Source organism: Mycobacterium sp. NGS17, from assembly GCF_059813205.1.
In genome coordinates this window covers 316597-337985 of sequence record NZ_JCALED010000001.1, presented here as the reverse complement: position 1 = coordinate 337985, position 21389 = coordinate 316597, and the positions used below count along the sequence as shown (strand labels likewise).

The following is a 21389-nucleotide window of genomic DNA, read 5'->3' as shown; positions in this document are numbered from 1 at the left end:
CGGCGCCGCGGTGGTCAGCCAGAAGCGATTGCCGCAGCGCCGTGAGCAGCGCAATCAGCATCGACCGATCGGGCCGGGTTTCGACACCCGTCATTCGGGAGATTCTGATGGCACTGCAGCCGTTCAGAGGAGATCTCGGTGGATCAGCAAGTGAACTTCGACCCGCCCGCTGCGCCCGAGGACGCCCGCAAGGCGACCGAGGAACAGCGCAAGTTACAAGAGCAACTCGAGCACCAGGATGAGGATCCCGACGGGCCGGCATTGCACCAGTCTCGGCACGACCTGCCCGACGAGAGCACACGATAGCTCCGCCCAGCGGCTCTCGGCCAGCGAATGTCGCCTCTCAGCAGCGCATTTCGTCTTGCCGTGACGCCGCGTTGCCCGGTGATTGCGGCCGACGCGCAGATGCAGCCGGCCGCCGGTGGTCGCGGGCGACTGCCGCCGCAGCCTCCCATGTCAGCATCATCCCGCCCAGGGCCGCCGTCGGGATTGCCCATAACCGCCGGACCATCAGCGCGCTCTCGCATCGATCGACATAGTTGTGCGCCGTGCCGGCCGCGTTCGAGGCCTGGGTCAATTCGGTTGTAAAACCGTTGCCGCACTTGACTTGCCAGCCGAACTGATCAAAGGCGTCGATGAACACCGGGAAGTACAGTGCGAAGGTTCCGCCGGCCAATAGCAGCACGGCGCCGAAGACGATCAGCGGCACTCGGTTAATCACGCGGCCCCCTAAGTCATGCACACGTTGGCGAAAAGCAGCACCGGCCACGACACGATCGAGCCGAGGAAGGACACCACCAAATCGGCGCCGTGCATGTCGTGCAGGTGCTGGGTATGGGTGCTCGACCAGATCACGCCAACGATCAGGTACGGCGTCCCCAGCAGTATCGCCAGTCCCAGCAGTTCAGCGATGGTCAATTGATACTCCAGAAGTGTGCGAATCCTGTTGAGCATGGGCATGCCTTTCGCGCGGGCGCCTGCCGAGCTTGACGGCGGCCCACCGAAGCAATGCGGACTCCGGCACACCCGGCACGCGGACTAGATCCGACTATGTTAATGCCGATTCGGGCGATTCGATAGTCCGGTGCGCCCGTCGCCGTCGGTCAGGCGCGGCCAATGAGAGCGGGAGATACGCTGCCGGAAGCGGGCGTTCAGCTCGCCCGGACGCACGGCCGCGATGGACGTCCCCACAGCAAGTGGGGATGGGTTCCGCGGCAAAGGGCATCCGCGACGACCGGTCAGCGACGTTGTCGGCTGCCGGGTGGCGCAGGGGGAGAGGAGGCGGGTCGCCCCAACACCGTCACCTCCATCAGGCGACGCACCGTGAGGCTGGCGGCAGCACTGGTGTCGGAGAAGACCAGGCGCCCGACGTCCACCGCAAGCGCGAACGCGGCGTGGACGGCATATCGGGCCCGGCCCAGGGTGAGTTCCGGGCTGGCCGCGACGGCGAGGCTGGCCCAGGATTCGACGGTGGAGCGCTGAATGTTGTAGAGCAGCACCGCGTCGGTGTCGGGCAGGTTGTGGCGCTCGGTGTAGTACACGCACGCCAGTTCCGGGTTGGCGAACGACCGGTTGACGTAGGCCTCGATGAGTTGCGTGAGCGCCTGTTCCGGGTCGGCGTCGGTGGCCAGCATGCTGGAGAGGTCACCCGAGAGTTGGTCGGCGGCGCGCCGGTAGTAAACCGCCAAAATGGCGGCCTTCCCCGGAAAGTATTGATAGATAGTGGCAACCGGTATGCCGACCGCTGCGGCGATGTCCTCCATCCCGGTTTCGCGATAGCCTCGCTCGCTGAATAGGCGCATCGATTCGTGCAACAGGAGCTCATAACATCCGGCGGCGCTGGTCAGTGTCACGGGGCGCGGCTGGTCGGATCCGCGACCACGCTGGCTCGGCAGCTCGGTCCGCAACACGGCGGTCGCGATATCGGTCAGCGCCGCGCGAATTTCGGCATTGCCCAACCGAGAACGATGGTCGGTGATGCTGCCAATGACACTCAGTGTGGCCGCCGACAGTATCCAGCGCTGCCGCGACGTCAATTTCGGCCGCAACCTGATCAGCGGACGTTGCAGGCGCCGGTTGATCAATTTGATCTGTTCGGCCAGAGCGCGCTGATCGTCGCCGCGCAGGTAGCGGCCCTCCCACCGATACAGCCCACCCGCGGTGCGGTTGACGATCGTTGTGTCGATCAGCGCACCGGTGAGTGCGCTGAGTTGCTCCTCGGGATTTCCGTCGGCGGGTAAAGCATCCGCGAATGCCGTGGCGTCGACCAGTTGCTGTCCCAGCGCCAGGAAGACCTCGCGAAACAGGTCATATTTGCCCTGCGAGTGGCGGTACAGCGCGGCAGCCGAGATTCCCACCCGCGCCGCGATGTTCTCCATGCTGACCGCGTGATAGCCCAACTCGCTGAATGCATCGGTAGCGGCGCGCGCGATCTGGATCTTGCGGTCCTTCGGGCGCCGCTTTACCTGGTCCGCGGAGGAGCGGCTGGCCGACGGCATACAGATCACCGTAGCGGCCAGGGAGGCCGTTCGGGCGATCGTTAGACGACGGAATCGCGGAGCCGGCCAGCTGCGCATCCATGCCATATGCCCACCGGAGAACGCCCCGTCCGATACCGTGTTCCATTGGGAATGCGGATGGAGCTCACGAGGTTACGACGGGCTGCGACTGGCCTGGCGTGCGCCGGGCCGGTATTCGCCGCTGCGCTGATGCTCGCCGGCCGGGCCACCGCCGATCCGGGGCAGCCTCCGCCGCCGTTGCCGGTGTTCACGCCGGCGCCAAGCGATTGGTCACCGAACGTCTCCATCTGGCCGTACAACACATTCGCCGCACGGGTGACACCAGAGATGATCGGGGGAATGTCGGACTCCTGCCAATGGTACAAGTCGCAATTCGACCCGCTGATGGGCCAGGTCAACGACTTCAACCGGTACCTCGGTGATCAGCATGACGACTACTCGGCCGGCAGCGTGCAGGGAAACGCTCACACCGTGGTCGCCAATATCGATCAATCGACGGCCTTTCTGGCTCCTCGAGTAAAGCCTTTGATCATCACCAACGAGCCCGACAACCTCGGGCCGTATTCGCCGGTATACGGCGGCGAACCGATGACCCACTTGGCATTTCAACTATCGCGGATCAGCGACAGCATCAAGAGGAAGGACCCGTCAGGAGTCACGCACGCGAACATCGTCGCGGCCACCGGCTGGGGCAGCTCGCTTCGCGACTCGGGCGCATGCGACTGACGAACCATCGCCGAAACGCTTCCGCACAGTCGCCAACCCGGGACGGGTTGGCGACTCGCTTCCCCGAGGTGCCTTCAGACCGCCGCAGCTTGAGCGGCGATGATCAAGAGCGCCAGGCGATTCGGGCCACCCGATGGAAGTTCTCGCCCAATACCGCGCTGATATCGCCGGCCCTCCACCCCCTGCGCCGGAGGTGTTCACCGAGCGTCAGGAAGATCTCTGGCGGCATCCACTGGATCGGGCCCCAACGGGTGTAGCTGTCGTCGAACAGATGTGGATTGCGCTGCAGCTCATCGATGAAGTCGGCTGCGTCGAAGGAGAAGTCGGTGCTGACACCGACGTGCTCGATGCCGATCAGGTCGACGGCGTATTCCAGATGCCGAGTCATCGCGTCCAGTGTGGGCGTGTTGGGTCCCAAGAAGATGCCGACCCCGGTGATACCGACGACGCCGCCGGTTTCCGCGCACGCTCGTGCCTGATCATCGGTGATGTTGCGCGGGTGGTCCCAGACTGCGCGCATGCACGAATGGCTGTAAATGACTGGGCCAGAAGATACCTCGCACATATCCAGACCGGTGCGAGCGCTGCAATGCGAGCCGTCCGGGACGACGCCGACGGCGTTGAGCTCGGCAACGACCGCCCGGCCCCATGCGGTCAGGCCCGCATCGGTGTGGTCGAGGCAACCGCTGCCGGCGCGGTTCGCGTTGTTATAGGTCGGCAACAGGGTGCGAACACCGAGGTCGGCCAACCTTCGCACATTCGCGAGGTCGTCATTCAACGGCCGTGAGTCCTCCAGGTCGAACACCACCGCTATGCGTCCCCCTCGCGCCGCCGCATCCACCTCGTCGATGGTGTCAGCCACGGCGAAGTCCGCGCGGGCGTCGATCGCGGCGCGGTAGTGCCGCAGGAGCGCCACGGCATCGTCGAAACTGTGGGGTGAGTACCCCGCGTTGACGGAAAGCACTGCGCCGGTGGCGCCTTGATACCGAGTCAGCGGATCGATGTCGGCGTCGGTCTTGAGCGGTAGACAGGTGTGCTGGTCCCAGAGCAGCGTGGTCATCGATGCGATCTCTCCCGCTATCGGCTGTATGCGGCGAGGGCGGTGGCGAGGGCCTGATCGGGCAGCCGGGACCAGGGCAGCGGCTCGGGCGGATCCGGAGGCGGATCGACCAGCCGGCGATGCCACCAGCCGACGTCCCACCATGTTTCATGCTTGAAGCCGACGCCGGAAAAGACGCCCACCGGCGTGAAGCCCAGCGCTTCGTGTAGTCCTACGCTGGCGGGATTGGGTAGTGCGATACCCGCATAGGCGTTGATATAGCACTGTGCGACAAGCACATTCAACAGCACAGCGTAGAGCCGGCGGCCGTGTCCTTGGCGGTGAATCGATTCGTCCAGGTACAGCGACACATCGACAGACCAGCGGTAGGCCGCACGTGCGCGATGCGGGCTCGCGTAGGCAAAACCCTTGACGTCGTCACCATCGGCGACGACCAGCCAGGGCAGAAGCGCAAGCGTTGCGGTGATCCTCGACCGCATCTCTTCGGCATCAGGGGGCGCCGTCTCGAAGGAAATCGCCGTGTCGCGCACATAGGGCAGATAGAGTGCCGCCACCGCATCGGCATCCTGCGGCGTCGCCATTCGAGCCCTCATGACCACACAACGCTAGTCGGGCGCCGATGATCAGGAAAACAATTTAGACATAAGCACTTCAGCGAGCCGCCGGTGGGTGGTGTTCTGCGAGGCGGCGAGCTGCCAGCGGCCGTCCCTGCGCACAGCCACGCTGGTGTTGACACGAGCCCTGCGCCGGTTACGCCGTCGCGCCCCTTTGACCACCGACGCGTTCGCGTGCACCAGCGCGACATCAGCTGGCGTAAGCCCCTGGATCGCCTGCGGCCCAACCTGTTACCTGCTGATCGAGGAGCGCACGAATGGCTTGTTCGTCGGCCCGCTGGTCGCCACTTGTCACGATGCCTCCCGCAGTTGCACCACTATAACGGCCGGTTAGGCGATGTCGGCGCTGATCATCGAGGCGATCGCGCCGCGCGGCACCGATACCCGCGTAGCCTCCATCGCCGGCTGCAACGCGTTCTGGTCGAAGAAGAACACGATCGCGTCGTTGGTGATCGCAAAGCTCTGGTAATTCGCCGGCTCTAGACCGGTGGCCGGCGGAATCGACACCTTCGCCCGATACCGGTCGGCCAAGGTCTTCTGCACAATCGGCAAGATGGCCTGCAGCGGTTGAGTTCCCGGCTGGAATAAGGCGTCGAAGGTGATCGGCTGCCGATTGGCCAGGTTGTAGTTGAACGATTTGTACCAGACCAGCGGATGCGCGGCGCCAAGGTTCTGGTACATCTCGGTGACTACCGACTGGGTGCCCGTGGCCGGGGGACCCGAGCTGTATCGGGTACCGGTAACCTTCAACGCAGTCGGCGATTTCAACGTATTCAGCGGTCCGCGGGCGTTGCGAAAATCGTCATGGGTCTTGGTCAAATAGCCGATCATCGTCTGCTCATCGGGATAATCAGCCGGAAACACCATGCCGATATCCGACAGGGGCTCTGAGGCATCAAAATGGCACATGTGATTCGCGTCGACGCTCGACGGATTGCACAATTGCGGGTCCGCGCCGGCCACGGCAGTGCCGGTGAAGGCTAGCACCGTCACAAGGAACGCCACCGCCCCCGCTGACCACGTTGATCCGCTGCGCCGCCCGATGTCCGACTTCACCCACGCCTCCGTTGATATTCCGCAGGGTGCATTGTCACAGATCGCTGCGGCGGATGGGCCATGGTGGGCAAGCCTATTGGCGACGCCTCCCCGCCGCGCTCGTTCGGGATCTCATCGCCGTGCGTCCTGCAGCTGGACCCGCGGCAGCATGGCGGGCATGCTCTGGCCCGCTGAGCGGCTCCCGGCGGATGCCCTCGAATGGACCCAGCATGCCAGCCCGCCCAGCACCAGGCCGACCGCAATCCCCTTGTCAGGACGCTGGCCCAGGATGATCCACGACAACACGCCGGCCGCCGCCGGAATGACGGCGAACAGCATCGCCACCGCCGTCACACCGTGGGTGTTGATGGCGCGCACATAGAGGCTCACCGCCAGCGTGGCATTCAACAGCACCATGCCGCTCACCGCGATCACCGCCTTGACGCCGTCGTGCACCGTAAAGGGCGTGACGACCGCAAGGGCCGAGGCGGGTATCAATCCGACGGCGTTCTGTATGGCGCTCGTCACGCGAAAATCGACACTGCGGCAGAACCTCTGTTGATACACCCCGCCGGCCGAAAGGCCAAGCAGCCCAACGACAAGCAACAGGATGACCGGGTCGGCGCCGTGCGTGCTCATCAGCCTGCGCGAGCAGGCGGCCAACACAGCGGCCACGCCAAGCACCAGCGCAACCACCCGCAGCGCGCCGAGCGGTTCCCGCAGAAACATCGCCGCCAGGATGGCGGTGGCCACCGGGTTCATCGCAATCACCACCGCGCACAGCACCGCGGGCGCTCCGAGCTGAACGGCCTCATACAGGCAGCAGAACTGCACGCCCTGGATCAGCAGACCCGTCACCAGGACATGGCCCAGCTGCGCTCCCCGGGGCCAGCCGGCCCTGGCCACCATCGACCACGTGGCCAGAATCGTTGCGGCCAAACTGAACCGGAGCACCAGGGCGGCCATCGGCGTCATCGCCGTAACCGCCAGCGTCCCGATCGGATATCCGAGCGCGTAGAAGAATGTCACCGCCGTGGCGGTGGTCGCTGGCATGCGCGGCAAAGGCATGCCACCCATGTTCGCGTGATCGACCGACGCAGTCCAACGATTATTGGCGATCATGATCGATCGCATCACCTTATCGGTATCCCTATCAGCGGCGATGATTCAGCCGACAACGCCAGTGATTGATTAGTCAAGACGATCGGATTACAGTGCGTCTGTGGCCCAGGTGCTCGATATCGCTCCGCTGCGCAGCCTCGTCGCCGTCGCCGACTGCGGCGGCTTCCACCGTGCTGCCGCCGCTCTACATCTGAGTCAGTCCGCGGTCAGCCAGCATCTGCGCCGAATCGAAGCCGTGGTCGGCGAGCCGATAGTCCAACGCTCGGGACGCGGGGTCGTCTTCACCGACGTCGGCCAGAAGACACTGCGCCACGCCCGCACCATACTGGCCGCGCACGACGCCGCCCTCGACGACCTGGGCGCGACCGAACACAAGGCCCTGACCATCGGTGCCACCGAACACGGCGCCGACGTCATGCTGGGCGGGCTGTCCCGCGTGTTGCGCGAGCGACTCCCCGATCTACGGGTGCGCTTCCGGCTCGACCGCAATGTGTCGCTGGCCGACTCGATCGACCGCGGTCTGATCGATTTGGCCATCATGCTCGACGGGGCGGGCCTGGATCGCGCTAACGCGTCGGGACTTGTCCAGTTGCAATGGGTTTCAGCTCGCTCGCTGGCGCTCTCACGACGAGACCCGCTGCCGCTGGTGATTTTCGCCGAGCCGTGCACATTGCGCGAGCCGGCCTTCGCAATTTTGGAGAGCCACCATATCGAGTACGAGATCGCCGCCGAGTGCGGCGATCTGTCCGGCCTTTACGCGGCGGTGCGGTCGGGCCTTGGCGTGGCACTGCTGCCGATGATCGGCAAGTTCCCCGACGGGCTGAGTCCGGCCGAGGGCCTGCCATCCGCCAACAGCGCCTCCATACTGGTGCGGGGCCGCTCCGGAATCGACCACGGACTGCTGCGCACGGTCGACGATGCGGTACGCGATTTGCTCGCCGCCGCAACCTGATTCGAAAGAGACCTCACCGGGGCAAGCGCAGCGCGAAGCATTGGCCGGCGACGCACCGGCCAACAGCGGCGCCGAATCGGCAGCACACCGGCCGGCTAACCGCCGACAGTCGTCCCGATGGCGCAGCAGCTGTGCGGCACCGCGGTCGACCGCTCTTGGAGTTTGCTGCGATACTTCTCCTGTGGGTCCGAACAAACTCGGCCGCCTCTTGATGCGAGCCGCACCCGTTTTCAATGCGCCGGTGGCCGCGCTGGCCAACTCCCGTCGCTTTGGCCGCCTGATCAATCGCAACATCGCGATGCTGACTTACACGGGCCGACGCTCCGGGCGCACGTACAGCATCCCGGTGGCCTACCGACGTTCCGGGGGCGACATCCTCATCAGCGTCGGCATGCCCGAGGCGAAGACGTGGTGGCGCAACTTCCTCGACACCGGCGGGCCGCTGACGCTGCGCCTGGACGAGGCCGAACATGCCGGACACGCCGTCGCCACGCAGGACGAAAAGGGAGCTGTCACCGTCACTGTGCGGCTCTCCGGGGCGAAATCTTGAGTTCCACGATTGACGCCCAGCCGAACCGCGGCCGGCTGCTTCAACGCGAAATCCGGTTCAAAGCAACGCGTTTGAGCTTCGGATGTGGAGGACGATAAACTGTTCGCCCGTTCGCGTCAGATGCCGATCACCCCGTCTTGGTTCAGCACGGCGCTCGACCAAAAGCCAGAACACTGCGACGTCGATGTCGACGGCTGCCGCATACACCTGCGTGTCTGGGGTGCTGATGACCATCCTCCGGTGGTGCTCGTGCATGGCGGCGGAGCACATTCGGGCTGGTGGGATCACATCGCGCCGTTCTTTGCCAGCACCCATCGGGTGATCGCGCCGGATCTGTCCGGGCATGGCGATAGCGAATCGCGTGACCATTACGACCTGCGCACCTGGGCAAGCGAAGTGATGGCGGCCGCGGCGGCCGCGGGTCCCGCCGGACGGCCGACGATCATCGGCCACAGTATGGGCGGTTGGGTCGTGTCCACGGCCGCGATGCACTACAGCCAGCAGATCAACAGCATGCTGGTGATCGATTCGCCGTTGTGGGAGCGTGCGCCGGAGGAAGGGCGACTGCGCAGGCGCAAACACAATCGTTACCAAACGAGGGATGAGATCCTGGCCCGCTTCACGGCCGTGCCTTCGCAGGAGTTGATCCTGCCCTATGTCCGAGAACACATCGCGGGCGAGTCGATACGCAAAACCGACGGGGGATGGGTCTGGAAGTTCGACCCGGCCATCTTCGCCGGTGAGTTTCTCGAGCCGACGCCCGCCGACGAGGAGTCATTGGAGACCATGCTGGCCGCGATGCGTTGCCGCGTGGGGTATTTGCGCTGCGAAGCCGGTTTGGTGCCGCCCGATATGGCCGAACGGATCCGCTCCCTGCTTCAGTTGCGTGGCCCTTTCGTGGAGTTGGCCCTGGCCGGTCACCATCCGATGCTGGACCAACCGCTCCCCCTGGTCGCGACCCTGCGAACCCTCCTGGAATTCTGGTCGATCACCTAGGCAGGAACGGGCTGCGGGCCTCAAGCCCTCGCGCGGCGGGCCAGTTTCGCCGGTTGGTCGATGATGAGGGCCTTGCCCTGCTGACGGATCCATCCGCGTTGGGCGAAGTCGGATAGCGCCTTGTTGACCGTTTCACGCGAGGACCCCACGAGTTGGGCCAGTTCCTTCTGCGTCAGGTGGTGCTCGACCAGGACCGAGCCGCCGTTGCTGGTGCCGAATCGCATTGCCAGATCCAGGATTTGCTTGGCCACCCGGGCGGGGACATCGGTGAAGATCAGGTCGCTCAAGGCGTTGTTGGTATGCCGGAGTCGGCGCGCCAACACCCGCAGCAGCTGCTCTGCGATTTCGGGACGTTCGACGATCCATGTCCGCAGGGCATGGCGGTCCATCCTGACCGCCTTCACCTCCGTCAGGGTGATCACCGTGGAGGTTCGCGGGCCGGGATCGAACAGCGCCAGCTCACCGAACACATCCCCCGGCCCCAGCACCGCGAAGACGGTTTCGCGACCGTCCACCGTCTGATGGCGGATCTTCACCGTGCCCGACAAGATGACGTAGAGGTCGTCACCCAGCTCGCCTTCGACGAAGACGGTCCGCCTGCGTGGGAACGCTACGTGCTGCAGGTGGCGAGCCAACGCATCGACCGCCTCAGGGGCGATCCCCTGGAATATGCCGGCTCGCGCCAATACTTCGTTCACGCCGCCCCTTTCAACGCGTTTCGCACGGCGTTGCGCGCACTAGGCGCTGCTCCAATCTGGGGGCGTCTCGGCTCGCCACCCAGACCTTACACGAGGCCGGAGATTCGTAACGTAGCAGGTCACGACCACCGCTTCGGCGTGAAACGGTGGTCGAGCGGGCCGCTCAGGCGGCCGGCGTGGTGATGCTCGATGCGATGGTCACCTCGGAGTATTGGCTCCCGCATGCATCGCAATCCACCTGATATTCGAGCTTGGCGTCATCCCGCTCAAGAAACCGGTACTGCGCCCACGCCATGCACCGCGGGCACCGCGCACGACCGTGCTCGATTGCCATTCGCCAACCCCCTGAACTTGCCACAGACACACTGGAAGTACCCAGTTCCGAGCCCCGCTAACCATCGAGGTTGAGCCGCCCGCGGTGCCGGCGTCCGGTGGCGTTGTGCGGCTAAAAATTCAGCCCCGAATACATGACCCGCCCGGGATCGTACTTCTGCCGCACGGCACTCAGCTGCGAGAGGTTCGGGCCGAAGTAGCGCGAGGGCGGCTGGTTGGTCTCGAGGTAATTCACGTAGCCGCCGACCGAATACTGTTGCACCGCTTGATGTGCCGTGCTGAGCCAATTGGTCGCGGCCGCCGGATCGCCCGTCTCCACATACCACTGCACCAGCGCCGACTGCCGGCGCCATGGAAAGGCGGTGGCGCCCGGCGCCACCGTGGCGAGGGCGCCGTCCAGCGCGTGCATGATGGCCAGCATGCGGCCGGCTCCGCGGGGAAAGGCATTGACCGCCGCGGCGATCCCCTGTGCCACGCCCGCGTTGACGGTGGCGAACACGTCGGATCCGCCGACATACCCGAGCGGAGACGGGTTGAGGTTCCCGACGGCCAGATAATTCACCAGATCCAGGTAGTTGAAGGTGTGGTTCTCGGTACCCGACGGCTGCAGTCCCACCGCTTGGGTGATCGCGGCCGCGGCGCTGTTTCCCGATCCGGCCGGGCAGGTCGCCAGGATCCGGCAATGCATCCCCGTCGCGTCGACGGTGGCGTCCGCCAGCGCCCAACTGCTGCGATCGGCGGTGCGTAACCAGTTCTGCCAACCGACGAGAACCTGCGCGAAGGACTGCGGCGGAAAGTTGAGGTTGACGACGTCGACGTCCTTGGTGGGAAACGTGGCGAACGTGAGCGAGGTCGTCACACCGAAGTTGCCGCCACCGCCACCGCGCAGCGCCCAGAATAGGTCGGGGTTGCTGGCGGCGGATGCTGTCACAGCTTGACCGCTGGGCAGCACCACCGACGCCGACGTCAACTGGTCGCACAGCAGGCCCGCATGCCGTGACTGGGCCCCCATGCCGCCGCCCAACGCGTGCCCCGCGGCACCGACCGAGGGACAGGTGCCCGTCGGCACGCCGCGGCCGGCCGCGGCCAGCGTCCGGTGCATCGTGTACAGACTCGTCGCGGGCGTCACCGTCACCTGCCCCGTTGCGGCGTCGTAATTGGCGTCCCCGGGCAGTTGGCGCAGGTCGAGCACCATGGCGCCGTTGGCGGTCGAGGCGCCGATGTAGGAATGGCCGCCGCTGCGTGGGGCGACCTTGAGGTTGTGGGCGGCCGCGAACGCCATCGCCTTCTGCACGTCGGCCGCGGACGTGGGTGCGACGACTGCCGCCGGCGTCAACCCGTTGTAGTTGGTGTTGAAAACCTGCTTGGCCCCGGCAAATTGGGGGCTATCCGGAAGCAGCACCTTCCCGCCGAGGGCGGTGGACAGGCTTTCCCACCCGGTAGGTCTCGGATCGGCGGTCACCCGGGGCGCGCCGAGGACGGCGCCGGTGGCCAACGCGCCGACGGCGCCCCGCAAAAACGCCTGCCGCGAGATTTCACGCGCCATCGTCGGACTCCCGCGATTGCGTCATGCCCGAATTGTCGACCACGAGACCCGTAGTGCCACACGACGTGTCGGGGGGTGACCGAAACGTGCTCGAACCGTTACCGCCCCCGGGCACGTGCGCCAGGCTGGCGGCTATTCGCCGACACCCTTTGACGGCGGTTGGATCAAATACCCCAGAGGGGTACGGTGGCGCCATGTACGCAACGCAGGTTCGCTGCAAGGCTGCGGTGCCGCAGGCGGTGTTCGTAATATCACGATGTTGCATGCCATGATCGGTGACCCGGCGCTGCGCTGGGCCGTCACGGTCCTATTCGGCGTCAGCGTCGCGATGTATGCGTACGTCGCTGTCGCACAACGCGATCAATGGACGGGGACGGTCAATCACCTGATACACCTGACGATGTCGATGGCGATGGTTTCGATGGTGTGGCGCATGGGGGTCGACCTCCCGGCGGCAGGGCCGATTCTGTTCTTTCTTCTTGCCGGGGTCTGGTTCGTGGGCACCGCCGTGTGGGCCCAGCCAGTATCCCGTCAGCGACTGAAAATGTGCTACTACGCGGCGATGATGGGGGCGATGGCATGGATGTACGCGCTGATGAGCGGAGTCCTGTCGGGTGTTCCCGCACGCCTTCACTCACGGCCCGACTCGACGGCTATGAACATGCCAGGGATGAAGGTGCCCTCACCCGAAATGCCTGCAGCGCCGGCGGAATTCTCTTGGATCGCCGCCGCGAACTGGATGCTGATGGCTGGGTTTGCCGCGGTTGCACTGTATTGGTCGTACCGCTTCGTCGGCGAACGCCGCACGACCCTGGTGCCGACGACCGCGCGGCCGTTTCGGTGGGAACCGCTCTACCAGGCCTCCACAGCCGCCGGCACCGCGCTCATGTTCGACGCGCTGCTCTGGTAATGACGGGCCGTAGCGGCCTGTGTGCTGACCGTTTCCTAGCCGGCGCCTTTACCGTTGTCGACCCGATAGACAGCCCCATGGATGGCGGTCGCGGCGTCGCTGGCGAGGAAGGCGATCACGTTGGCGACGTCGAGGGGTTGCATCATGCCGCGCGGTGCGGCCGTGCGCATGATCAGGTCGTAGTTGGGATTGTCTGGCGCGCTGAATTGTTCGATCTGCGGCGTGAGCATGCCACCGGGGCATACCGCGTTGACGCGCAACCGATCCGCGGTGTATTCCACGGCCAGCGCGCGGGTGAGGCCGATCAGGCCGTGCTTGGCGGCGCAGTAGCCGGCCGAATACGCCTGCCCCTCGACGCCGGCGATGGAGCTGACGTTGACGATGCTGCCGCCGCGTTCCAGTAGATGAGGCAGCGCCGCCCTGCAGAGGTAGAAAGGCCCGTTGAGGTTGACCGCAAGGTCTTGTTCCCAGTCATCGTCGGTCATCGACTCCGTGCGGCGCATCTGGTGTCGCCCGGCGACGTTGACAAGGACGTCGAGTCCACCGAAATCACGGACACACTGCTCGACCGCGTCCCGGCAGGCCCGCACCGAACCGATGTCTACCGACGCGAATTTGCCCCGCTCGACGGCGGCGAACACGGCGGCCAAGCGATCCGCATCGCGGCCGATACCGAAAACCGTTGCGCCCTCGCGGGAAAACAATTTCGCCGTTTCGGCGCCCAGGCCCGACGACGCGCCGGTCACCAACGCCACTTTGCCCTGCAGTACAGCCATATCAGTGCACCCTAGTAGGGCCGCAGCCGCGCCACTGCACCGTGTCGAACCTGAAGCGGCGCAATGGCTTTTAACCCCCATCCGGCGGCCATGCCTGGGACCGCTTGGAACCGCTGCTGGATCCGCCGCGCAGCGATCATCGCGAGCAGGTTGAAGGCTTGCCTGCCCAGCGCGATCCGACTCGTTCGCTTCTTCCAGCTCGGCGGTGTCGAGGCCGTACGCCGTCCGAAGTAGTAGCCGATGCATGCTGCTATCGCGAGCGCGGCGATGGCCGCGATTACCGTCACGTGTTGAGCGTCCTGCGCCGCCGTCGCGGCAAGGTCACGCACGGGCTACACCTCGGCCAACAACGCCTCGGCTTTGCCTCTTCCGCGCCGCCGTGGCTCTAGCCCCTACGATCTGGGTGTGGACGAGATGCCCCACTACACGGGCCCGATCGAGCCCCGCAACCGCAACATCTTTGGAGCCTGCCTGTCGCTGGCCGGTTTGGCGGCGATGATGCTCGCGCTTTCGCTGTTGTTGATCGCCGAGAGCAATCAAGCTCTGGCGTTCAAATTGGAAGCCGGCTTCTTCCCGCCGCTGTCCGAAGCCGCAGTGCAGTCAGCGCGCACCGAAGTTGTGATCGCGGCCGTGTTGACAGTCCTGGCGACCGCTTCGGCGGTGACGGCGGTGATCTTCCGCTCGACCATCGCGTGGCGGATCGTCGGGGGGGTCACCCTGCTGGCATTCATCGTGGTCGGCCCGCTGCTGTGGGTCTGCTACGACATGGCGTTCTGAATCGACGGTCTTAGCAACGTGTTTCGCGGCAGGTGCTCTCGCGTGGCAAAGGCGACGAGGTCGGTAGGTGGTGAACCGGAAGTCCGAAAGCGTTGGCTTGGTGCAGCGATGGTCGACAGCAATTGGCCAGGACGTTCGCCGTCCGACCTCTCAGCCCCCGGAGGGCGGCCGCCGCATGATGTTGCCAAAGATCGGCGGTCCATATCCTTTCTCGTCCGGCTTATCCCGCTGGGCCTTCCGCGCTCCCGGCGGCATCGGCGGAACGAACATCGGGATCAGTGGAGCGCCTTCTGCAGAGGTTGCCACCAACGGGGCCTCGGTGGCAGCCAACTGAATCGGGGAGGTGACCGCCGAAGGCGGGACCACGAGGTTGCCCACATACAATCCTTTGCTCATATTCGCGGTGACCGAAGCTTCCACCGCCCCGGCCTCAGCGGCGGGAGGAGCGTAGAGGTTGGGCACCCCTCCAACGGCCTCTGGACCGGTGAGGTTGTATGCGAGAGCGAGGTTGCGTGGGGTGGGAGCCAGCACGTCTGGGAACTGGCCGGGGACGAAATCATGGCCTCCAGTGAACGCAGCAAGGGCGTTGAACGGGAACCCGCTCTGGACGACGCTAGCTTCCTGATTAAGGAAGAAACCGATGGTGGGATTCGAGAAGAAAGGATCCGTCGGAAGGTTCAACGCGGGCGGATCGGCAGCGGCCTGTGCAGCGGCTACGGCAGCGCGCTGGTTGGCCACGCCGGCTGAGTTGGTGGTAGCGGCGGGAGACGAGAATGTCGGCATCGCCATGGTCTGCAACCTGCTGGCGTGGTAGGCCATCAGCGCGGTCGTGTTACCCGCCCACATCTCCATGTACTGGGCCTCGGTGGCGGCGATGGCCGGAAAGTTGATGCCGAAGAAGTTCGTCGCAATCAGGTGAGACAGCAGTGCGCGGTTTGCGGCCACGACGCTCGGATGCACCACAGCTGCCTGGGTGGCGACGAATGAGCTGGCCATGGTGGTGGCCGCCACCGACATCTGAGCGGCTTGCATCGCCGTCGTGTTCAGCCAGGCGATGTAGGGAACCGTAGCGAGGGTCATCGCCGTCTTTGATGGTCCCTGCCAGGGGGTGGCGGCCACGGTGCTGGCGTAGTCCGAGGCCGTGCGCCCCAGCTCGATCGCCAACTGGCGCCATGCGGTGGCAGCGCTGAGCAATGATCCAGGCCCCGGCCCAGAATGAATTAGTGCTGAGGTGATCTCGGGAGGAGCCGAAAAGTCCATGCCCGCCCCGTCAAAGGTCGACGTCGTTAGCAGATGCGGCAAAGCCGTGCACGGTAGCCATGCTGGTAATCCTTCAATGTCGGGCTAACGGTGCCGGGGCACTTTAGTGGTCTATCACAGGGGGAGCTCGAGCGGTTGAACATTGAGCAAACTTTGCTGCTGGCGAGCGTCCGGTTGCATCACGCAGCTCCGCGCGGTGATCACGCCTACGTGAGCATCTCTTTCCATGCCGGGCGTTGGCTTTACTCGGTCGGTTTCGGCGAAGACAGTGCGACACTGGTATTGGTGACGACGACACGGCCACAGCTGAGCGGTCAGAGGAAGCAGTTGAGATGAAGACGGCAATAACGAGGGTGTCGGCGGCGGCGGCGGCCATCGCGCTGGCATCCCTTTGTGTATCCCACGGACAAGCGCACGCCGACGATCCCTGCGACGGCATCACCGATCCGGTCGACCGCCAGGCCTGCATCGACCATTCAATCCCGGATAACCCCTTGCGTACAGCCCAGGGCGATTGCCAGGCGAGCCCAGCTTACGGAGCGCTGGGCCAATTCTGTCGAAACTGAGATCCAGCCGGAACTTGCCAACATGCCTGCGGCACAGGTTGTTCCGTACCGCTTGCTGATTTCGATGCGCCGGTCCAATCAAGCAGCGCGGCGTGACAGGTAATCGGTCGAAAGTCGTCGCAAATCAGCGTTGACGAAGTCTCGCCCAGCCGGCGGCTAGCGTCATCCCTGGCGAGCCGAGCATCAGCTGCAGTATCTGCAGTGGGTGCAGGGTGGGCCGGACTTTCAGGTAGCTGTACAGGCGCAGGTCGATCACCTTGCCCTCGTGGTCAAATCGCCAGACTTCGATACCGCAACCCTGGTGACGCCCGCGCGGTCCACCGCGCCACTCGTTGACGATGGTGTCCTCGGTGGCGGCGACAAGCTGCTTTTCAAGTGTGAACCGGCGCGCTTTGAATGCCGCGCAATTCCTGGCGTACGCGTCGTGGATGGCGTGCACGCCAATCGATTCCTCGCGTGCGCCGTCGGTGATCATCACCGCCCGCGCGTTGGGGGCGTAGAGGTCATACACCATCTCGGTGAGGCATTCGTTGGTCGCGCGCGCGACGGCTTCGACGAAAGCGGCGGCGTCTTCGGGCCGCCGCCCTAGCTCGTGAGCCGCCGCCGTCGGCCCCGTCATCGATCGCCACCCCGCCGGGTCGACTGGATCGCGGAAATGCCCGCAGCAAGGATGATTCGCGTACCCTGCCGCAGCAGCGCCGCCAACGCCCGGGGTCGGCGCACCACCGACGCAGCCATTGTCAGCGCATCGCAATACAAGATCCGCCGCCGTACCCGTCCGGACCCGTCGAGCTCATAGCGGTCGATCGCCGGTACGGAGACCGACGTGCCGCCGAGCGTTCCCTTGATCAAGAACTCGATGTAGACGAGGTTGTCAGCGGAAACCGCCCAGTTCACCACGTCGATGTGCAGGTCCGGCATGAGAGTGAAGACTCGGCGCCAGTACGCGCTGGCCTGCTCGCGACCACGCACGTCGGCAATTAGCGGTTGGGTATAACAGACGTCCGGGTGGGTCAGGGCGTCCAGACGTCCGATCGTGGGTGCGGCCCACACCTCACGAAATTGTTGCACGAATGCGGCTGCCGTCGCTGAGGCTGGTTCGTCGAGTTTTCCTGTCATTTCCCTCGTTTCGATCGGTTGGATTGGTCAGACCCGGCGGGCCGAGGCGATCGCAAGCCAGTCGTCGCCGGTCAATCTGCTGGCATGCGCCGAGTCATAGCGCTGTAGTAGTGCGGACACGGTCGCATGCTCGCAGCGCTCAAAACCATGGGCCGCCAGCACAGCGTCCAGATCCGCTGCGGTGAAGCCACTTCGGTACGCTTCGCCGCGCCGCGCCACCACCCGGGCCACCCGCTGGGCGCTTTTCCACCGGGTGGTGCCGGTGATGACCCCGGCATCGACATAGTCGACGACGAGGTGACTGCCCGACGCGCACAAGACAGAGAGATCGGCAAGCGTCTGTTCGATCGTGTGGCCGGTGAGGTACGGGCTGACCCCGAGCCACACGATCACGCTGCGCTTGAACGGATCGAATCCGCTGGCGAGTAGCCGTTCGCGAAGCGCGTCATGCTCGAAATCGCATGGCACCCATACCGTTTGGCACTTCCGGGACGACGGCAACAGCCTCTCGATTGTGGGGCGCTTATCCGTCTGGGTCGTCGGCGCGTCCACCTCGAAGATGGTCAGCGGGATCCCGGCCAGGCGCAGGCTGGTCGTGTCGAACCCGGCACCGAGCAGCACCAGTTGATCGATGCCATCGCCGATCGCGGCCTGACAGACGTCATCGGTGTAGCGGACCCTCAACACGATGTGAGCGTGGAGTCCACCGCAGAGCCGGTCGAACACCCGCACGGCGGCGCCGGCCGGCAGCCGGTGAACCAGCATGGCCCGCAACGCCGGATGACGCACGAAATGCCGCGAGTACGGGTCGTCGAGGAGGCCACGGCGAGCGAACTGCAGCGTTTCTGCTGCCCGCTGCGCTGCGTTGACCTGGGCAGTCAAACTCGCCTTGGTCTCCACGCGTCGGGCGGGCACCACTCCTCCTCTTCCGCGCTGCGGTGATTTCGCGATCACGCGTCCGAAACTACAAGGCAACCGGTTCGCCTGTATGGTCCAATTTGATGCCTAATTCGTGGACCAGTAGCGGCACCGGCGTCGACCTGCACCTGGAGCTTGCGCCGAGCCGCGGTCGCCGCGAGGCGCTCGAAGATGCGCTGCGGCAGGCCATCCGCGACGGCCGTCTGGCCGCCGGCGAACGGTTGCCGTCCTCTCGCGCGCTGGCCGAGCAACTCGGCATGGCACGCGGAACCGTCGTCGAGAGCTATGCACAGCTGGTGGCCGAGGGATACCTGCGTACTCGGCCCGGTGCGGGCACCGAGGTGGCCCACGCGTTGCATCCGCGGCCACAGCCCGATGCCGAACCGGTTGCTCCCCGCATCGTCGCGGATTTTCGCCTCGGGCGCCCGGACCTGAGCATGTTTCCCCGCACGGAGTGGCTGCGCGCACTGCGGCAAGCCTTCCAGGTCACCCCGCATTCCGAACTCGGTCCGCTGGATCCGCGCGGGTCCCCGCGGCTGCGCGCTGTGCTCGCTAACTACCTGGGCCGGGTGCGCGGAGTGCTCACCAGCGCCGAGCAGATCGTCATCTGCAGCGGTTTCACGCAGGGCTTGCGGCTGGTGTGTGACGCGCTCGCCGCCGCCGGAGCCCAGGCCATCGCCCTGGAGAATCCCTGCCTTCCCGATCACCGCGCGACAGCCATCGCCAGCGGGCTCGAGGTCGTTCCCCTCGACGTCGACCGCGGCGGCGCCCGGGCGGAAGGATTCAGCACATCATCGATTGCGGCCGCCGTCCTCACCCCCGCCCACCAAGCCCCGCTGGGGGCGACGCTGGCCGCCGATCGGCGCGCACACTTCGCGCGCATCGCCGCGCAACGGGGCGCGTATGTGATCGAAGACGACTACGACGGGGAGTTTCGCTACGACCGCCATCCCGTCGGCGCGCTGCAAGGACTCGCCCCGGAGCATGTCATTTACGCAGGCAGTGCCAGCAAGATTCTGGCTCCCGGCATCCGTTTAGGGTGGCTCGCCCTGCCCGCCGATTTGCTCGGCGCGGTCATCGAGGCCAAGCGCCGCGCCGACCGCGGCACCGACATCCTCGCCCAATTGGCTTTCGCGGAATTGATCGAGTCGGGCGCGCTCGATCGCCACGTCCGACGGATGCGCCGGCGCTACCGGCAGCGCCGCGACGCTCTACTGGCCACCCTCGGCGACTCTGCGCCGGCGATGTCGGTACATGGGGTCGCCGCCGGTCTTCACGCTGTCGTCTCGTTACCCGCGGGAATAACGGAGGCTGACGTCATGGTCGCTGCGCGCAAGCGGGAGATTGCTCTAACCGCGTTGGCGCCGTTCTGGCACCGCGACCCCGGCACTGCCGGAATAGTGGTGGGCTACGGGACACCGTCGGAACACGAATACCCAGCGGCAGTCGAACGTCTCGGACACTTACTGCGCGCTGTCAATGCGCGCAGATATGCGTAACTGCAACGTCAGCGCGCCATGTTGGTGAACCGCGACAGGTGCAGCTGGTGCGCGACCGTCACGGTCTTGGTGGGGCCGTTGCGGTGCTTGGCGAGAATGAAATCCGCCTCTCCTCCGCGTGGATCATCGCGCTCGAATGCGTCCGGGCGGTTCAGCAGGATCACCATGTCCGCATCCTGTTCCAGGGATCCCGATTCGCGAAGGTCCGACAGCATCGGCTTCTTATCTGTGCGCTGCTCGGGACCGCGGTTCAGCTGGCTGATCGCGACGACGGGCACCTCGAGCTCCTTGGCCAAAAGCTTGAGTTGGCGCGAGAATTCGGATACCTCGAGTTGTCGCGACTCGACCTTCTTGCCCGACGACATCAACTGCAGATAGTCGACGACGACCAGGCGCAGGTCGGATTTCTGCCGCAGCCGACGCGCCTTGGCGCGGATCTCCATCATCGTCAGGTTGGGCGAGTCGTCGATATACAGTGGAGCCTCGCTGATTTCGCTCATCCGGCGCGCCAGCCGCGTCCAGTCTTCGTCGCTCATCCGGCCCGAACGCATATCGGCGAGTTTGATCTTCGCTTCCGCCGACAGCAGCCGCATGACGATCTCGGACTTGCTCATCTCCAGCGAGAAGATGACGCTGGCCATGCGGTGCTTGATCGAGCATGATCGCAAAAAATCCAGACCCAGCGTCGATTTCCCCACCCCGGGCCTGGCCGCCACGATGATCATCTGGCCGGCGTGCAAACCGTTGGTCACCTCGTCGAGTTCGGTGAAACCGGTTGGGACGCCGCGCGCCACACCGCCGTTGGAGGCGATGGCATCGATCTCGTCCATGGTCGGCTGCAGCAGATCCTCGAGCGGAACGAAATCCTCCGACGTCCGGCGCTCGGCCACCTCGTAGATCTCGGCCTGCGCGCGGTCGACCACCTCGGCCACGTCGGCACCCTCGGCGCCCGCGTAGCCGTACTGCACAACCCGGGTGCCGGCCTCCACGAGGCGCCGCAGGAGCGCCTTTTCGGCCACGATGGTCGCGTAGTAGCTCGCGTTGGCCGCGGTCGGCACCGTCGAGATCAGGGTGTGCAGATAGGGTGCCCCACCGATGCGACGCAGCAGGTTGCGCCGGTCCAGTTCCGCGGCGACCGTCACTGCGTCGGCCGGTTCGCCGCGCCCGTACAGGTCCAGGATCGCGTCGTACACATTCTGGTGGGCGGGCCGGTAGAAGTCGCCGGGCCGCAGCCGCTCGAGGACGTCGGCGATGGCGTCCTTGCTGAGCAGCATGCCACCAAGCACCGCCTGCTCGGCCGCCATGTCCTGGGGTGGTTGCCGCCCGAAGTCCTCGCTCGGCGGCGGGGAATCCATGCCCGACGCCAAGTCATCGACGACCGCCACGGGTTCCCTCCTCCCCTGGTTCACGCAT

Annotated in this window: 24 protein-coding genes and 1 pseudogene; 8 read left to right on the top strand and 17 right to left on the bottom strand. The window is 65.4% G+C overall.

The genetic code is table 11. The features are described 5' to 3' along the window. The first annotated feature begins 138 nt into the window (after positions 1–138). Entirely contained in the window at positions 139–306 is a 168-nt protein-coding gene (locus AC5Y7E_RS01620; protein ID WP_499917343.1) for a hypothetical protein, read from the top strand. 37 nt (positions 307–343) lie between these two features. Here AC5Y7E_RS01620 and AC5Y7E_RS01615 read toward each other — a convergent pair whose 3' ends face one another. The 3 genes from AC5Y7E_RS01615 to AC5Y7E_RS01605 form a co-directional block, all read right to left on the bottom strand. After that, entirely contained in the window at positions 344–718 is a 375-nt protein-coding gene (locus AC5Y7E_RS01615; RefSeq protein ID WP_499947554.1) for a hypothetical protein, read from the bottom strand. An 11-nt stretch (positions 719–729) separates the two neighbouring features. Next, entirely contained in the window at positions 730–954 is a 225-nt protein-coding gene (locus AC5Y7E_RS01610) for a hypothetical protein (RefSeq protein WP_499917344.1), read from the bottom strand. A gap of 284 nt (positions 955–1238) precedes the next feature. After that, positions 1239–2498: a TetR/AcrR family transcriptional regulator gene (locus AC5Y7E_RS01605; RefSeq protein WP_499917345.1), complete on the bottom strand. Its 1260-nt coding sequence runs from the start codon at positions 2496–2498 to the stop codon at positions 1239–1241. Positions 2499–2636: 138 nt separating this feature from the next. Here AC5Y7E_RS01605 and AC5Y7E_RS01600 point away from each other — a divergent pair, with 138 nt between their 5' ends. Beyond that, positions 2637–3245 (top strand): hypothetical protein, encoded by a 609-nt coding sequence (locus AC5Y7E_RS01600; RefSeq protein WP_499947258.1) that lies wholly within the window; start codon positions 2637–2639, stop codon positions 3243–3245. Between the two features lie 103 nt (positions 3246–3348). On the opposite strand, the gene AC5Y7E_RS01595 is transcribed toward AC5Y7E_RS01600, so the two are convergent. The 5 genes and pseudogenes from AC5Y7E_RS01595 to AC5Y7E_RS01575 all read right to left on the bottom strand — a co-directional run bounded on the left by AC5Y7E_RS01595 (position 3349) and on the right by AC5Y7E_RS01575 (position 7007). Then, a complete protein-coding gene (locus tag AC5Y7E_RS01595) occupies positions 3349–4305 on the bottom strand; it encodes a dipeptidase (protein ID WP_499947257.1) in 957 nt (318 codons plus the stop codon). Between the two features lie 17 nt (positions 4306–4322). Continuing rightward, a complete protein-coding gene (locus AC5Y7E_RS01590) occupies positions 4323–4886 on the bottom strand; it encodes an arsinothricin resistance N-acetyltransferase ArsN1 family B (protein ID WP_499947256.1) in 564 nt (187 codons plus the stop codon). Positions 4887–4928: 42 nt separating this feature from the next. Continuing rightward, positions 4929–5214: pseudogene (locus tag AC5Y7E_RS01585) on the bottom strand (SgcJ/EcaC family oxidoreductase). A 35-nt stretch (positions 5215–5249) separates the two neighbouring features. Next, positions 5250–5924: an esterase gene (locus AC5Y7E_RS01580; RefSeq protein ID WP_499947552.1), complete on the bottom strand. Its 675-nt coding sequence runs from the start codon at positions 5922–5924 to the stop codon at positions 5250–5252. 162 nt (positions 5925–6086) lie between these two features. Further along, the gene (locus tag AC5Y7E_RS01575; protein WP_499947550.1) at positions 6087–7007 is read right to left on the bottom strand and encodes a DMT family transporter; all 921 of its coding nucleotides are present in this window, start codon (positions 7005–7007) and stop codon (positions 6087–6089) included. A gap of 169 nt (positions 7008–7176) precedes the next feature. Between AC5Y7E_RS01575 and AC5Y7E_RS01570 the strand changes: the two genes are divergently transcribed. The 3 genes from AC5Y7E_RS01570 (at position 7177) to AC5Y7E_RS01560 (ending at position 9574) form a co-directional block, all read left to right on the top strand. Beyond that, complete coding sequence (locus tag AC5Y7E_RS01570; RefSeq protein WP_499947255.1) at positions 7177–8028, top strand: LysR family transcriptional regulator; 852 nt, start codon at positions 7177–7179, stop codon at positions 8026–8028. A 211-nt stretch (positions 8029–8239) separates the two neighbouring features. Next, a complete protein-coding gene (locus AC5Y7E_RS01565; RefSeq protein ID WP_499947548.1) occupies positions 8240–8578 on the top strand; it encodes a nitroreductase/quinone reductase family protein in 339 nt (112 codons plus the stop codon). Positions 8579–8698: 120 nt separating this feature from the next. Further along, complete coding sequence (locus AC5Y7E_RS01560; protein ID WP_499947546.1) at positions 8699–9574, top strand: alpha/beta fold hydrolase; 876 nt, start codon at positions 8699–8701, stop codon at positions 9572–9574. Positions 9575–9594: 20 nt separating this feature from the next. Here AC5Y7E_RS01560 and AC5Y7E_RS01555 read toward each other — a convergent pair whose 3' ends face one another. Next, the gene (locus AC5Y7E_RS01555; protein ID WP_499917353.1) at positions 9595–10272 is read right to left on the bottom strand and encodes a Crp/Fnr family transcriptional regulator; all 678 of its coding nucleotides are present in this window, start codon (positions 10270–10272) and stop codon (positions 9595–9597) included. 445 nt (positions 10273–10717) lie between these two features. Next, complete coding sequence (locus AC5Y7E_RS01550) at positions 10718–12151, bottom strand: FAD-dependent oxidoreductase (RefSeq protein ID WP_499947254.1); 1434 nt, start codon at positions 12149–12151, stop codon at positions 10718–10720. Positions 12152–12419: 268 nt separating this feature from the next. Here AC5Y7E_RS01550 and AC5Y7E_RS01545 point away from each other — a divergent pair, with 268 nt between their 5' ends. Then, positions 12420–13061: a DUF5134 domain-containing protein gene (locus AC5Y7E_RS01545; RefSeq protein ID WP_499947253.1), complete on the top strand. Its 642-nt coding sequence runs from the start codon at positions 12420–12422 to the stop codon at positions 13059–13061. A 35-nt stretch (positions 13062–13096) separates the two neighbouring features. Here the strand turns inward: AC5Y7E_RS01545 and AC5Y7E_RS01540 are convergent, their stop codons facing one another. Then, entirely contained in the window at positions 13097–13837 is a 741-nt protein-coding gene (locus AC5Y7E_RS01540) for an SDR family NAD(P)-dependent oxidoreductase (protein ID WP_499947252.1), read from the bottom strand. Positions 13838–13848: 11 nt separating this feature from the next. Further along, positions 13849–14124, bottom strand: coding sequence for a hypothetical protein (locus tag AC5Y7E_RS01535; protein ID WP_499947545.1), 276 nt, complete (start codon positions 14122–14124; stop codon positions 13849–13851). A gap of 118 nt (positions 14125–14242) precedes the next feature. On the opposite strand from AC5Y7E_RS01535, the gene AC5Y7E_RS01530 reads away from it, so the two are divergent. Next, positions 14243–14614, top strand: a complete 372-nt coding sequence (locus AC5Y7E_RS01530) for a hypothetical protein (protein ID WP_499917356.1) — start codon at positions 14243–14245, stop codon at positions 14612–14614. 150 nt (positions 14615–14764) lie between these two features. Here the strand turns inward: AC5Y7E_RS01530 and AC5Y7E_RS01525 are convergent, their stop codons facing one another. The 4 genes from AC5Y7E_RS01525 to AC5Y7E_RS01510 all read right to left on the bottom strand — a co-directional run bounded on the left by AC5Y7E_RS01525 (position 14765) and on the right by AC5Y7E_RS01510 (position 18474). Continuing rightward, positions 14765–15874, bottom strand: coding sequence for a PPE family protein (locus tag AC5Y7E_RS01525; protein WP_499917357.1), 1110 nt, complete (start codon positions 15872–15874; stop codon positions 14765–14767). Between the two features lie 690 nt (positions 15875–16564). After that, on the bottom strand, positions 16565–17059 hold the full coding sequence (locus tag AC5Y7E_RS01520; protein WP_499947251.1) for a nuclear transport factor 2-like protein: 495 nt from the start codon (positions 17057–17059) through the stop codon (positions 16565–16567). Beyond that, positions 17056–17559, bottom strand: coding sequence for a nuclear transport factor 2 family protein (locus AC5Y7E_RS01515; protein ID WP_499947250.1), 504 nt, complete (start codon positions 17557–17559; stop codon positions 17056–17058). The genes AC5Y7E_RS01520 and AC5Y7E_RS01515 overlap by 4 nt, the downstream gene beginning before the upstream one ends. 27 nt (positions 17560–17586) lie before the next feature. Next, positions 17587–18474 carry a class I SAM-dependent methyltransferase gene (locus AC5Y7E_RS01510; RefSeq protein ID WP_499947249.1) on the bottom strand — a complete coding sequence of 296 codons (888 nt, stop codon included), beginning with the start codon at positions 18472–18474 and terminating at the stop codon, positions 17587–17589. Between the two features lie 86 nt (positions 18475–18560). Here AC5Y7E_RS01510 and pdxR point away from each other — a divergent pair, with 86 nt between their 5' ends. Further along, positions 18561–19976: a MocR-like pyridoxine biosynthesis transcription factor PdxR gene (gene pdxR / locus AC5Y7E_RS01505; protein ID WP_499947248.1), complete on the top strand. Its 1416-nt coding sequence runs from the start codon at positions 18561–18563 to the stop codon at positions 19974–19976. 8 nt (positions 19977–19984) lie between these two features. Here the strand turns inward: pdxR and dnaB are convergent, their stop codons facing one another. Next, entirely contained in the window at positions 19985–21361 is a 1377-nt protein-coding gene (dnaB, locus tag AC5Y7E_RS01500; protein WP_499917365.1) for a replicative DNA helicase, read from the bottom strand. Positions 21362–21389: the final 28 nt, after the last annotated feature.

Excerpts from the sequence above, each read along its gene's own strand:
- AC5Y7E_RS01590 (WP_499947256.1), bottom strand. The coding sequence starts at position 4,886 with ATGGCGACGCCGCAGGATGCCGATGCGGTGGCGGCACTCTATCTGCCC.
- AC5Y7E_RS01600 (WP_499947258.1), top strand. The coding sequence starts at position 2,637 with ATGGAGCTCACGAGGTTACGACGGGCTGCGACTGGCCTGGCGTGCGCC.
- AC5Y7E_RS01575 (WP_499947550.1), bottom strand. The coding sequence starts at position 7,007 with ATGCCAGCGACCACCGCCACGGCGGTGACATTCTTCTACGCGCTCGGA.
- AC5Y7E_RS01595 (WP_499947257.1), bottom strand. The coding sequence starts at position 4,305 with ATGACCACGCTGCTCTGGGACCAGCACACCTGTCTACCGCTCAAGACC.
- AC5Y7E_RS01540 (WP_499947252.1), bottom strand. The coding sequence starts at position 13,837 with ATGGCTGTACTGCAGGGCAAAGTGGCGTTGGTGACCGGCGCGTCGTCG.
- AC5Y7E_RS01520 (WP_499947251.1), bottom strand. The coding sequence starts at position 17,059 with ATGACGGGGCCGACGGCGGCGGCTCACGAGCTAGGGCGGCGGCCCGAA.
- AC5Y7E_RS01550 (WP_499947254.1), bottom strand. The coding sequence starts at position 12,151 with ATGGCGCGTGAAATCTCGCGGCAGGCGTTTTTGCGGGGCGCCGTCGGC.
- AC5Y7E_RS01515 (WP_499947250.1), bottom strand. The coding sequence starts at position 17,559 with ATGACAGGAAAACTCGACGAACCAGCCTCAGCGACGGCAGCCGCATTC.
- pdxR (WP_499947248.1), top strand. The coding sequence starts at position 18,561 with ATGCCTAATTCGTGGACCAGTAGCGGCACCGGCGTCGACCTGCACCTG.
- AC5Y7E_RS01525 (WP_499917357.1), bottom strand. The coding sequence starts at position 15,874 with ATGGACTTTTCGGCTCCTCCCGAGATCACCTCAGCACTAATTCATTCT.
- AC5Y7E_RS01560 (WP_499947546.1), top strand. The coding sequence starts at position 8,699 with ATGCCGATCACCCCGTCTTGGTTCAGCACGGCGCTCGACCAAAAGCCA.
- AC5Y7E_RS01610 (WP_499917344.1), bottom strand. The coding sequence starts at position 954 with ATGCTCAACAGGATTCGCACACTTCTGGAGTATCAATTGACCATCGCT.
- AC5Y7E_RS01605 (WP_499917345.1), bottom strand. The coding sequence starts at position 2,498 with ATGCCGTCGGCCAGCCGCTCCTCCGCGGACCAGGTAAAGCGGCGCCCG.
- AC5Y7E_RS01545 (WP_499947253.1), top strand. The coding sequence starts at position 12,420 with ATGATCGGTGACCCGGCGCTGCGCTGGGCCGTCACGGTCCTATTCGGC.
- AC5Y7E_RS01565 (WP_499947548.1), top strand. The coding sequence starts at position 8,240 with ATGCGAGCCGCACCCGTTTTCAATGCGCCGGTGGCCGCGCTGGCCAAC.